Raw genomic sequence first — 12,196 nt, 5'->3', positions numbered from 1 at the left:
ATGCGCTCCACTGACCATGGGAGTTGTCTCAGAATCACGCCTCAGGCTTGCTGACGGCCACTCACTAAGGAAGCGTGGGGGTTTCATCTCGCTGAACCTGGAAGGACGAACATATGCTCACCCTCACCGAAACAGCCACCACGGTCGTCAAGACGATCGTCGAGCAGGACCCCAATACGGAAGCCTCGGGCCTCCGCATCAACGGGGAACCTGGTGCCCCTAACCTCACCGTTGCCGTCGTTGCGGCACCCGAGGCTGGCGACTCTGTCGTCGAAGCTGACGGCGCCCGCGTTTTTCTTGAAGAGAACGCCTCGGTCGCATTGAGCGACAAGACGCTCGATGCCAGCGTGGGCGAGAACGGCGCAGTGAACTTCGCCATCGTCGACAACGCGTAACTAGTTACTACTTTTGTAGCTAGACCAGATCGTAGCTAGACCAGAATTCGTCGGCGCGCGGTCGAATGAATTCTGTACCTAGTAGCGGGCGAGAGCGTCAGCATCTCGAGCATGAGTAACCGACCGGCGAATAGCATCCAATGCTTCAACCGGATCAGTCTCGGCTTCAGCGATCATTAGCTGGCGCTCCGCCTCTGCTAGTCGAGTGCGGGCGCGCGCACTTGCGCCGCTGCGTCCCACGAGTTCGTGCACGACGGAGATCTGACTCCGCGCCGCCACCAGAGTCCCTTGGTAGGCAGCGCGTGCGTGTTCAAACCGCTGTTGCTGGTTACGCGCCGTCGCAAGAGCCGTATCCAGCTCAGCAGCAGCATCCCCGAGCAGGGCCAACTGCTCAAACGGATCATGAAGAACTCCGGATGCCGGTGCCGTCTGCTCGAGCGCCCTTTCGTTGGCAGCGATTGCAGTCACAATGCGCGCTCCACTCGTCGGATCGGGAGCAGTTTCTCGTGCCACCCGCGCTTCGAGCAGGTCGCTCGCGCTGTCCGCGCGCATCCGAGTCACCGCAGCGTCGGCTTGGGCTAGTTCGTTGACGGCGCTCTCGGCAGCAGACACGGCGCGATCGGCACGATGAAGAGCAGTGGCGGCGGCGCGAAGGGTGTCGGTGACCGCATTGACGCCGGTGGGGCTGATGCCGGGCGCTGCGGCATCCAGTGCTGTCTCGCTCTCATCGAGGGTGGTGCTCGCTGTATCGAGGTGGTGACGTGCAGCTTTCACCGCTGACTCCACGTAGGTGGTTGCGAGCTCCGCGACTGTGTCCTGCGCCGTGGTCTGCCGCAACCGCACAGCCGTCAATCGGGCTCGCAATTGCTGTTCTGTCTCCGCTGCGCCTACCTCGCTCCGACGCCGCTCAGCGAAGGCGGTATCGAAGCGATCGAGCTTCGCGAGTGCCTGTTCGCACAGGGCTGTCATCTGCAAGGTGATGCGGCGGCGCACATGGTCGGCCGTCGCGGAGACGTCGTCACGCTGCTGGCCGAGTCGAAAGGCTTCTGTGAGCTGGCCGCGCGCTTCGGCAAGAGCACTCGCAAAGTCGCGGGAGGCTGCGGCGCCGAACTGGGCCACCGCAAAACCGAGTTCGTAGTCGGCCTCGCGCACCCGATCATCCAGCGTCACCAACAGACTGGCCGCGCGAGATTCCAAGGCCGACTGCGACGACGTTCCCCGGATGCCGCGGTCGCCTCCGCGACGAAACAAGACGATGAAAGCGATAACCCCGATCGCCAGCACGAGCACGACGACAGTGGCGACGGCGATCGTGGTGCCGCGCAGGAGTTCGGCGGTGTCGGTGGCGACGAGGAAGGGCAGGGCATGAGGCACCATGCACCGTATTCTAGGGCGGTTTGTCGCGAGAACTGGGGGTGGGGCTACCGGGTGAGTCTGGCGAAACTCGTGGTTGTTGCACGCTTTCTGGAGGTAACTCGCTTAAGGTGGCGGTGTGTGGCGTGCAGATAGAGTTTCCGATGATTTCACGGTCGACCCAGATTCGGGCGACCATGACGTTGACGACGGCGAAAACGAGCACGCTCACGCCCACGTTCAAGTAACAGCGCCTCACACGCTGAGTTTTGGTGAGCCGAACATTATGGCCGGAAACGTTGCAGAGCCCACGTGGACGCTGTGGCGTTCGCAATTGTCAGAACTGGGTGGGCGTTCGCCTCTCATCCACTTCGTTGATTCGCCTCGCACGCGAGTCGATCTTTCGACGACGCATCCCGGTGGTCTTGCCCAGTTCATCACCGGTAAGCGCACTCTGTTGTCGAGTCTGATTCGCGATGATGTCGCCCTGCGCTCGGCGAAGACAGCCGCTGGGGCTGTCGCCGCGAAGGGCCTTGAGCTGGCAACTGCCCGCGGCATTGACTCGGTGCACCTGGGAATCGGTATCGCTCGCTGGACCCACGATGATGTCGAATTCTGCGGCCCCGTCTTGCTGCGCCCGCTCGCTATTCGCCGTCACGGTCGTGACTTTGAACTCAAACTTCGTGGTGCCGCCTTCTTGAACCCTGCGCTTGCCCGCGCTCTTGATGAACAGTTCCATTTGCGGCTCGATGCTGAATCGTTTGTCGCGCTCGCCGATGCCGACGGCACCTTCAAGCCGAACCCGGTTATTGACCGGTTGCGCGGTTTGACCTCGCACCTCGATAACTTCTCGGTGAGCCCGCGTCTCGTGGTGTCGTCTTTCGCGGACGTCGCTCACGGTCTGGCCGACGACGCCGCTGACCTCAAACACCCCATCCTGGATGCGCTTGCCGGCAACACTGCTGCCGCCTGGACGATCAAGGAAGGTTATGCGCCGGTTCCCGCTCTCTCCGCTGATGAGCGCTCGCCGCAGACCGACAATCTTCTGCTTGATGCGGATGCCGAACAAGAGAATGTGATTGCCCAAATCGAGGCAGGCAACTCTCTCGTCGTTCGCACTCTGCCCGGCACCGGTGGCACGCAAACTATCGTGAACGCGGTGGGTGCCCTTGTTGCTCAGAACAAGCGTGTTCTCGTGGTCAGCCCGCGTCGTGCATCGCTGCAATCGATCGCTGACCGCTTCGCTGACATCGGGCTGCCGGGTCTCTCGGTCGCACCGCGCACGCTTCGCCGCGACATCATCCGTTCCATTTCTCGCAGCGAGAAGGCCAGCCGTCCACAGATCGAAGACGTGGATGACGCCCTGCTGCGTTTGCGCAAGATCATGCTCGACTACCGCGAGTCCATGTCGGTTGCCGACGGTGTGCTTGGTGTCTCGGTGCTCGATTGCGTCTCAGAACTCAGCCGTTTGGCGCTGTTGCCGACACCGCCGTCCACGACCGCTCGTTTGTCGCGGGAGGCAGTGGAGAAGCTCGCGAAGGATCGCAGCGCAGCCACCGGCGTGATTATTGCTGCCGCCAAGCTCGGCGAATTCAAATACGGTCCCGGAGATTCACCCTGGTATGGCGCCCAGTTCGCTAATGGGGGAGAAGCTCTTAAGGCCCACGGTATTGCTCAGCGTGCGAACGAGCAGTTGTCGTCGCTGCTGGATGTCGCTAACCGTCTTGTCTCGAACACCCGCATGCGTCCGTTCCAGAGCATCGATGAGCTTGGCGTCTACTTGCGGCTGCTCGTTGATCTTCGCGAAACGCTTGACCGCTTCGTGCCGACCGTGTTCGACCGTGCCATCACTGAGCTGATTGCCGCTACTGCTCCGCGTCGCGATTTTCCTGACATGACGAGCGCGAACCGTCGCCGTCTCAAGAAGCTTGCCCTCGAATACGTTCGCCCCGGCGTTCGCGTGCCCGACATGCACGGCGCTCTCAAGCGCATCCAGAAGCAGCGGGTGCTGTGGCACCGTTTCGTGGCCGAAGGCGCGAGCCCAGCCGTTCCCGTGGGAATCGGTGAAGTGCAGCGGTCGTACCAGCAGGTTTCCGACGATCTCGCAGCCCTCGACATCCCGCTGGGCATCGCTGACTCGCACATGAACCTCTCGAGCCTTCCGATCCCGTTCTTGATCGAGAAGGTCGAGTCGCTCGCGGCCGAATCTGATGTGCTCAACAACCTGCAGGAGCGCACCGCTCTCATGGGCAGTTTGCGTGACCTCAAGCTGAACCCGCTGATCGAAGATTTGGCTCAGCGCCATGTTCCTGAAGATCAAGTGGCGGCAGAACTCGAACTGTCGTGGTGGAAGTCGGCTCTCGATTCCATGCTCGAAGTTGACCGTGCGCTGCTCAACGCCAACACGAGTGTTGTCGACCGTCTCGAAGCCGATTTCCGTCTCGTCGATGAAGCTCACGCTTCTGCCAATGCCAAGCAGCTCTCGTGGCAGATCGCCGAAAACTGGAAGATCGGTCTCGTCGACTGGCCCGATGAGGCTAGTGCTCTCAAGCGCGCTCTCGCCAAGGAACGACTCACGTCCTTCGACGTGCAAACCTCGGCACCCCACTTGTCGCGCACCATTGCGCCCGTGTGGCTTGCTTCGCCCTACGAAATCGATTCGGTTGTCGACACCATGCCGTTCGATACCGTCGTGCTGGTTGACGCCGGTGCTGTGACGGTCGCCGAAGCGGCCGGAGCAATCCGCCGCTCGAAGCAAGTCGTCGTTATTGGCGACCCTGTCATCCAATCGCCGACACCGTTCGAGACGGCGGTGCGCGATGCGACCGGCGATGCTGCACCGCTCGTTGACGACGAAACGCGCGAAGCACTCGTTGACGACTCTGCTTTCGCGAAACTCAGCGGCTTGCTGCCGACCCTCACTCTCACGCGCAGCTACCGCCCCGGCGGTGAAGAGCTCGCCGAACTGGTCAACCGTCGTTTCTATGACGGCCAGATCGAGTCGCTGCCCTGGGCGGGAAGTTTCCTCGGTCACGGCAGCCTCGCTGTCAGCTACGTCGCTGACGGAATTGGAATGCCCGACCCTGACTCTGGCGCTGTTGAAAGCCCTGACGCCGAAGTCTCTCGCGTTGTCGAACTCGTTCTCGACCACGCCACCAAGCGTCCGCAAGAGTCGCTCATGGTCATCACGGCAAGCCCCGTGCATTCTGTTCGTGTCATGCAGGCGGTGTTGGATGCCGTCAGCCGTCGTCGCCCGGAACTGCTCGATGTCATCATCGGCGATCGTGCCGAACCGTTTACGGTCACCACGATTGATCAGGCTGTGGCGCAAAGCCGCGACCGCGTTATTTTCTCCATTGGATATGGCCGCACACCACACGGTCGCGTGCTCTCCGACTTCGGTTCGCTTGGTGAGCCCGGGGGAGAGCGCCTGCTTGCTGTCGCGATGACGCGGGCACGTCGTTCGCTCGAAATCGTCACATCGTTCCGCTCAGAAGACCTCGACGACGGGCGCATGAAGCACGGCGCTGTTGCTCTGGCTGAAGTGCTCGACGAAGTGGATGCCCGCTTTGCTGAAGTTCCTGTGCCCGACGACAGCGACCCCATGCTCGTTGACCTCGCTCGCCGCCTCGAAGCTCGCGGACTGCGGGTTTCGCTCGGGCACCGTGGCAAGCTCGGCCTCGTCGCCTCGCGCGGTGGTCGCTGTGGCACCATCGAGACCGACGCTATGGTTCACGAATCAAGCCTGCGCGAATCGCTGCGATTGCGTCCTGAGTTGCTACGTCGTCTCGGCTGGCACTACTTGCGGGTGCACGCGTTCGAACTCTTCAGCGACCCCGATCAGGTTGCCGACAAGGTAGCCCGGATGCTCGGAGCAGAACCTGCTCCCACGACCGAGCCCATCACGATCATCCCCGCCACCCGTCCGCAGCAGTAATGGCAAACAGCACCCATCCCGAGCAGTCGGGCGCACCGGCGAGCGATCGAGCGTCTGAGGGCGAGCAGTGCAGTGCGGCGGAAGCCGAGCAGTCGGGCGAGCCGCGCGCGAAGCCCACGAAGCGTCGCCGCGTGACGACGGCTCCGCCGGCGGGGTCAGATCCGCATCCGCCTGCTGAACCGGAACGGCATCAGGTTAACGAAAACGACGAGCGGCTCAAGGGCGACAAACCTCCGCATTGGGGGTAAGTGCCTTGGCCGCTCGCCGATAGTGTGTGAGCTACAGCGGTAGCTGCGAGCTGCGAGCTGCGGTGCGCTAGCTGTTTTGCTTAGCGAGCAGGTCGCGAATCTGCAGAAGCAATTCTGCTTCGGTGGGGCCGGCTTCAGGTTCAATAACGACCGGCTTGCGCGCGTTCGCGAGCTTGTTGGCGTAGTTCATCGGGGCAACGATGGCGAAGTACACGACGGCTGCGACGAGCACGAACTGGATGATCGCCGCGATGACCGCGCCGAAATAGATCACTGCCCCGCTGGTGCCAACCTCGACCGGGAGTGCTGTCGCCAGTGACTCTGCACTAAACAGGGCGCCGATGAGCGGGTTGAAAACCGCTTCGACAATGGTGTTGACGACTGCCGTGAACGCAGCGCCAATGACGACTGCTACGGCTAAGTCAATGACATTGCCACGCAGAATAAATTCTTTGAATCCGCTTAACATGGGGGCTCCTTTTAGTAGGGGATACGTCAACTATGACGCTTTAGCGGCCGATGATGAAGAAGATGACGAAGAAGTAGTGGAAGAAGTCGACGAGCTCGACGACCCTGAATCACTCGAACTTGAGCCGGATGTCTCCGACGATGACGGTTGTGAGCTCGAGGAGCTGGAGCCCGAGGAGCCGGAGCTTGAGTCGCTCGAACTCGTGGTGGAACGCGAATCGTTGCGGTAGAAACCAGAGCCGTTGAAGGTGACTCCGACGGCGGAAAAGATCTTGCGCAGTTTGCCTTGGCAGGCGGGGCACACCGTGAGCGAGTCGTCGGTGAACGATTGCTGAATATCGAACGCGTTGTCGCACTCGGTGCAGCGGTAGGAATAGGTAGGCACGAGATCCTTAGTTGTGCTCGGTGATGGTCACAATTCCCGTGGGGGTAACTATGCCGTTTACTGGTTGGTCATGAATTTCGGTGGGAACTTCATCCACAAATTCGCTGTCGAAGATCACGGCGTAGACGGGCGGCTTGGTCTCCATGGAGCCGAGGGTCTTGTCGAAATAGCCGCGCCCCCAGCCCATGCGCATGCCGGAACGATCCACGGATGCCGCAGGCACGATGATGAGGTCGACATCATTGATGGCGATCGGGCCGAGCACGTCGCTCGTAGGCGCTGGCATCCCGATGAGGTCCTGGTCTTCATCTTCGCCGTCGTAGGGAGCCCAGTCGAGCAGACCGTCGGCGCGCGAGATGGGAAGCAGCACGGTGATGTCGTGTTCGCAGGCCCAGTGCAAGAATCCGCGGGTTTCTGGTTCGTCGGTGGTGGAAAGGTAGGCGGCGATCGAGGTAGATCCGAGTCTCTGAGTGAGCTCGATGAGGTGCTCTGTTACACCAGTGTTAAATTCTTCCCGCTCTTTGGCGGTGCAGATGCGTCGGCGTTCGCGTAATTCGGCCCGGAGTGCACGTTTATCGTGACTGACGTCGTCGGTCATATAAGCATTCTACGAGACTGGCCGACTACGCTGTACCTATGGCTACGAAGATTACTAAAGCGGTTATTCCTGCTGCAGGTCTGGGCACACGATTTCTCCCGGCAACGAAAGCTATGCCGAAGGAGATGTTGCCGGTTGTAGATAAACCGGCCATCCAATATGTCGTAGAGGAGGCGGTTGCCGCTGGCCTCACTGACGTGTTGATGATCACTGGGCGTAACAAAAACGCTCTTGAAAACCATTTCGATCGAATGACCGAGTTGGAGTCGACGCTCCAGCAAAAGGGCGACACTGACCGGCTATCCAAGGTCGAGTTCTCTAACGACCTCGCCGACATGCACTACGTACGTCAAGGTGACCCGCGCGGTCTCGGCCACGCCGTTCTCCGCGCCAAAATGCATGTGGGTCACGAACCGTTCGCCGTATTGCTCGGTGACGACCTCATCGACGACCGCGACGTTCTGCTCTCCCGCATGCTCGAGGAGCAAGAGGGCCGCAACGCGACCATCATTGCTCTCATGGAGGTCGACCCCGCGCAAAGCCACATGTATGGCATCGCGACAGTGGAACCCACCGATGATCCCGATGTTGTGCACATCACCGGACTCGTCGAGAAGCCGGCTCAGGGCACGGCGCTCTCCAACCTCGCCATCATCGGCCGCTACGTGTTGAGGCCAGAAATCTTCGAGGTTCTTGAGCGCACCGATCCCGGCAAGGGCGGCGAAATCCAATTGACGGATGCCCTGCAGGAGATGGCAGAGAACGATATAGCCGGTGGCGTTTACGGCGTCGTGTTCCGCGGCCGTCGTTATGACACTGGTGACCGTCTCGACTACATCAAGGCCATCGTGCAGCTTGCTGTTGAGCGCGACGACCTGGGCCCTGACCTGCGCCCGTGGCTTAAGCAGTTCAGCTCAACACTGGACTAGCGGATGGCGTTTGGCATTCCGACGCTTGGCGACGGAAACATCAGTATTCGGCCCATTCGGGTGCGAGACGCTCGTGCGTTAGAAACAGAACTCCGTGACAACCGGGGGTGGCTTCGCAAGTGGGAGGCCACCAGCCCGGTTGGTCCGTCGTCGTTCGACGTGAAGTCGAGCATCCGCGGTCTACTGCAACAGTCTCGCGTTGGCACCGGTTTGCCGTTCGTCATTGAATACGACGGCGTAGTCGCTGGCCAACTCAACGTGTCGTCCATCACGTACGGGTCGCTCGCTTCGGCATCCCTCGGGTACTGGGTGTCAGAACGCTTCGCTGGCAAAGGTCTCACCCCAACCGCGGTAGCGCTCGCCACCGATTACTGTTTTTTTCAGCTCGGTCTTCACCGCATGGAGATCTGTATCCGGCCCGAGAACGAGCCGAGCCTTCGTGTGGTCGAGAAGCTGGGGTTCCGTTACGAGCAACTGCGTCGCCGCTTCATCCACATCGATGGCGACTGGCGTGATCACTTCTGTTTCGCGCTCACGGTCGAAGAGCTTCCTCAGGGAGTCTTTCAACGGTGGAAATCAGGAAACGCCCCCGAGCAGGATGCTCACATTCCCGCCGAGGACCGTGTGCGGGCCGCGCACCCCTTGGCGCTTCCCCAGCGCTAAGTCGCTCTCGCGCATCTCATCGGCGAGCGCACATCAACGCGCTGTAGCCGTTGTTGCTGGGGGACTCTCAGCAACTTGTCACGTCACTACCGCGTGCCGACAGCCCGACACGCACGGATACTCGTAGCGTATAGCCATGGAACTCACCAGCATCGGCGGCGGCGTCATGATCGCGCTCGCTGCGGCGCTGTGGCTCGTGTACTTGGTTCCGAACTGGTTCAAGAATCGCGAGTACTTGGCTACCGAACGAAATGCCGTTCGACTTCAGCAAACAATCCGCATTCTCGCGCAGACCTCAGAGATCCCGGACGAGGTGCGCGCCGAAGCTGTTGCACGGCAAGCGGCGGAACTCGCCAAGGCAAGCGTGAACCAAGGACCGGTCGCGGTCGGTCGCGCCGTTACCCCACCCACTCGAGAGCAAGCTCTCGCCCTCTCCGCACGACGCTTGCGCCGCACGCGCGCCTTCACGGGAGCAGTCCTCCTCGCGAGCGTTGCCGTTATTGCTGTGCAGATCGTCATGATCATCACGGCCGGAGCCGCCATCATTTCTGGCACCTGGCTCGTTCTCGCCGCCGCCACGATGGCGGGTATTAGTGCGAGTGCGATGCTGTCGCGGCTAGCAGAACGCTCACGCAGCCGTCGCGAGAGCAGTGCACCACGAGTTCGTACCGCCGCACCCCGCCGTCGCGTTGTTCTTTCGTCAGAAGCTCCCATCGAAGACGTCACGTCAAAGGTCAGCTGGACCCCGGTTCCCGTGCCGAAGCCCATGTACTTGACCCGCAGCAACGCACCGGAATCAGCCGTTGCGGCAGCCCGCCACGCTGGGCAGATCGACAGCGAGCTTCGGGCCGCGGCGGAATCCGCCGAACAGGCTCTGCGCGCAAACACTGTCGCGATGGCTTCGGCTACTCGCGAAAGGGAACTTGCGCGTGATGCTGAGCGTGCAGCGACCGCCGCGGCGGAGACTCCGGTTGTGGCATCCGTCCCCAGTCGTTTCGCTGGGATGGGCATCGTCGAAGAATCGGGCAACTCGCTCGACCTCGACGCCGCGCTTGCTCGTCGTCGCGCGAGCTAGCACCTCGCGCTCCTGATTCGCCGCTCGGCACCGGGCAGAACAATAGGGCGTGCCGTGCGGAGATTCTCCGCACAACACGCCCCGTCGCTGATCTAGTGTGTTGTCGCTGTTTCAGCCCCGTGACCGCTGAGTGAACGCACATCCATCTCGGCGGCAAGCGCCGGATCTTCCTTCTCACGCGACGTGATCGTCCCCAACCAACCGAGCGCGAACCCGAGTGGAATCGAGACGATGCCGGGGTTCTGAAGGGGGAAGATAGCGAAATTCACGCCTTCACCCAGCATTGATGTCGGTGTTCCGCTCATGACGGGCGAGAACACGATCAACAGAACCGCTGCCGAGAGGCCACCAACCATGCTCCACACTGCGCCGCGAGTGTTGAACCGCTTCCAGTACAGGGAGTACAGGATCGTGGGCAGGTTCGCGCTTGCCGCAACAGCGAACGCGAGAGCTACGAGGAAGGCAATGTTCTGACCTTGAACACCGATACCTCCCGCGACGGCGAGGACACCGATCACGACGACGGTGCGACGAGCGATCTTGACTTCCGCATCCGGGTCTCCCTTGCCCTTCTTGATCACGTTGGAGTAGATGTCGTGAGCGAAGGACGCCGCTGCCGTGATCGTGAGCCCGGCCACCACCGCGAGGATGGTGGCGAACGCAATCGCCGAGACGAAGCCAAGCAGCAGTGGCCCGCCGAGTTGCAGCGCCAGTAGTGGAGCCGCAGAGTTCACTCCGCCCGGAGCATCCAGGATCGTTGCGGAACCTACGAGGGCTGCCGCACCGTAACCCAACACGAGGGTGAGGATGTAGAAGCCGCCGATGAGCCAAATCGCCCACACGACTGAGCGCCGTGCTTCTTTGGCGGTTGGTACCGTGTAGAAGCGCATGAGCACGTGAGGCAGGCCTGCCGTGCCCAGCACGAGGGCGAGCGACAGTGAGATGAAGTCGAGCGGATTCGCGCCGTACTTGAGCCCCGGCGCCAAAATGGCGTCAGCGGGTGTCGCCACGGAGTTGTCGACCGCGCTCTGCAGCACGCGCGACAGGTCGAACCCGTTGAGCACGAGCACCCAGATCGCCATCGCGATTGCGGCGCCCACGAGGAGGAACGCTTTCACGATCTGCACCCACGTGGTGCCCTTCATGCCGCCAATCAGCACGTACAGGATCATGAGTCCACCGACGATGGCGACCACGATGGACTGACCGACCTTGTCGTCAATGCCGAGGAGCAGCGAGACGAGACCGCCAGCTCCGGCCATTTGAGCGAGCAAGTAGAAGAAGCAGACGGCGAGCGTCGTTAGTGCTGCTGCCATTCTCACCGGACGCTGCTTCAGGCGGAAGGAAAGTACATCCGCCATCGTGAACTTGCCGGTGTTGCGCATGAGTTCAGCTACGAGGAGCAGGGCGACCAGCCACGCCACCAAGAAGCCGATGGAGTACAAGAAACCGTCATAGCCATTGATCGCAATGGCGCCAACAATGCCGAGAAAGGATGCCGCCGAGAGGTAGTCCCCGGTAATGGCGAACCCGTTTTGCGGTCCGGTGAACGAACGACCGCCCGCGTAATAATCTGCCGCCGACGCGTTGTTGCGGCTGGCGCGAATAACGATGAACAGCGTAATTCCGACGAACCCGATGAAGATCGAGATGTTGAGAACCGGATTGCTCTGGGACTCAGCATCAACGGCCGCGGCGGCGAGCATTCCTAGGGTGGTGGCGATCATGCTGCAGACTCCTTTGCTGCGAGATCTTCTCTGATCTGGGCGGCGAGCGGATCCAACCGCCGATTAGCGAACGATACGTACGTCATGGTGATGGCGAACGTGGTGATGAACTGGCCGAAGCCGAGCAGCAATCCAACGTTGATGACGCCGAAGACGGGCGTTGCCATGAAGTCATGCGCGTATGCGGCCAAGATCACGTAGGTGAAATACCAGACGAGGAAGAAGACCGTGAGCGGGAACACAAACGAGCGGTGTCGCCGTTTGAGTTCGATGAACATGGGGTCCTTCTCCTCCTCTTGATAATCGAGCCCCGGCTTCACACTCGGCGCGTTGCCGGTCTCGCCGGGCGGGGAGAGCACATCTTTCGTGGGGGAACTTTCATCAGACATTTGGGGCCTCCTTGCCACAAACAATTGAG

12 protein-coding genes and 1 pseudogene are annotated in these 12,196 nt (G+C 61.2%); 7 read left to right on the top strand and 6 right to left on the bottom strand.

Features of this window, described 5'->3' with window-relative positions:
- Positions 1-113: 113 nt before the first annotated feature.
- Positions 114-395, top strand: coding sequence for an iron-sulfur cluster assembly accessory protein (locus ACWFSR_RS10745; RefSeq protein WP_197106235.1), 282 nt, complete (start codon positions 114-116; stop codon positions 393-395).
- 78 nt (positions 396-473) lie between these two features.
- On the opposite strand, the gene ACWFSR_RS10740 is transcribed toward ACWFSR_RS10745, so the two are convergent.
- On the bottom strand, positions 474-1,772 hold the full coding sequence (locus tag ACWFSR_RS10740) for a hypothetical protein (protein WP_447522358.1): 1,299 nt from the start codon (positions 1,770-1,772) through the stop codon (positions 474-476).
- Between the two features lie 115 nt (positions 1,773-1,887).
- Between ACWFSR_RS10740 and ACWFSR_RS10735 the strand changes: the two genes are divergently transcribed.
- Both ACWFSR_RS10735 and ACWFSR_RS10730 read left to right on the top strand, forming a co-directional pair.
- On the top strand, positions 1,888-5,685 hold the full coding sequence (locus ACWFSR_RS10735; protein ID WP_447522357.1) for a DEAD/DEAH box helicase: 3,798 nt from the start codon (positions 1,888-1,890) through the stop codon (positions 5,683-5,685).
- On the top strand, positions 5,685-5,933 hold the full coding sequence (locus ACWFSR_RS10730; protein ID WP_197106232.1) for a hypothetical protein: 249 nt from the start codon (positions 5,685-5,687) through the stop codon (positions 5,931-5,933). The genes ACWFSR_RS10735 and ACWFSR_RS10730 overlap by 1 nt, the downstream gene beginning before the upstream one ends.
- A 67-nt stretch (positions 5,934-6,000) precedes the next feature.
- On the opposite strand, the gene mscL is transcribed toward ACWFSR_RS10730, so the two are convergent.
- Positions 6,001-6,402, bottom strand: coding sequence for a large conductance mechanosensitive channel protein MscL (gene mscL / locus ACWFSR_RS10725; protein WP_197109596.1), 402 nt, complete (start codon positions 6,400-6,402; stop codon positions 6,001-6,003).
- Here mscL and ACWFSR_RS10720 point away from each other — a divergent pair.
- Positions 6,401-6,631, top strand: coding sequence for a hypothetical protein (locus ACWFSR_RS10720; protein WP_447523460.1), 231 nt, complete (start codon positions 6,401-6,403; stop codon positions 6,629-6,631). The two genes, mscL and ACWFSR_RS10720, sit on opposite strands and share 2 nt — an antisense overlap.
- A 14-nt stretch (positions 6,632-6,645) precedes the next feature.
- Here ACWFSR_RS10720 and ACWFSR_RS10715 read toward each other — a convergent pair.
- Positions 6,646-6,786: pseudogene (locus ACWFSR_RS10715) on the bottom strand (FmdB family zinc ribbon protein); the annotation flags it as partial.
- A gap of 7 nt (positions 6,787-6,793) precedes the next feature.
- The gene (locus tag ACWFSR_RS10710; RefSeq protein ID WP_197106229.1) at positions 6,794-7,384 is read right to left on the bottom strand and encodes a 5-formyltetrahydrofolate cyclo-ligase; all 591 of its coding nucleotides are present in this window, start codon (positions 7,382-7,384) and stop codon (positions 6,794-6,796) included.
- A gap of 38 nt (positions 7,385-7,422) precedes the next feature.
- Here ACWFSR_RS10710 and galU point away from each other — a divergent pair, with 38 nt between their 5' ends.
- The 3 genes from galU to ACWFSR_RS10695 all read left to right on the top strand — a co-directional run bounded on the left by galU (position 7,423) and on the right by ACWFSR_RS10695 (position 10,051).
- Positions 7,423-8,313 carry a UTP--glucose-1-phosphate uridylyltransferase GalU gene (gene galU / locus ACWFSR_RS10705; protein WP_197106228.1) on the top strand — a complete coding sequence of 297 codons (891 nt, stop codon included), beginning with the start codon at positions 7,423-7,425 and terminating at the stop codon, positions 8,311-8,313.
- Positions 8,314-8,316: 3 nt separating this feature from the next.
- Positions 8,317-8,976: a GNAT family N-acetyltransferase gene (locus ACWFSR_RS10700; protein WP_197106227.1), complete on the top strand. Its 660-nt coding sequence runs from the start codon at positions 8,317-8,319 to the stop codon at positions 8,974-8,976.
- 136 nt (positions 8,977-9,112) lie between these two features.
- Positions 9,113-10,051: a hypothetical protein gene (locus ACWFSR_RS10695; protein ID WP_197106226.1), complete on the top strand. Its 939-nt coding sequence runs from the start codon at positions 9,113-9,115 to the stop codon at positions 10,049-10,051.
- A gap of 92 nt (positions 10,052-10,143) precedes the next feature.
- Here the strand turns inward: ACWFSR_RS10695 and ACWFSR_RS10690 are convergent, their stop codons facing one another.
- Both ACWFSR_RS10690 and ACWFSR_RS10685 read right to left on the bottom strand, forming a co-directional pair.
- Positions 10,144-11,778, bottom strand: coding sequence for a solute symporter family protein (locus ACWFSR_RS10690; RefSeq protein ID WP_231599654.1), 1,635 nt, complete (start codon positions 11,776-11,778; stop codon positions 10,144-10,146).
- Entirely contained in the window at positions 11,775-12,167 is a 393-nt protein-coding gene (locus ACWFSR_RS10685; protein WP_197123581.1) for a DUF485 domain-containing protein, read from the bottom strand. Before ACWFSR_RS10685 ends, ACWFSR_RS10690 begins: the two co-directional genes overlap by 4 nt.
- Positions 12,168-12,196: the final 29 nt, after the last annotated feature.

The organism is Salinibacterium sp. NYA9b, assembly GCF_976973725.1.
This window is presented reverse-complemented; position numbering and strand designations above follow the sequence as displayed.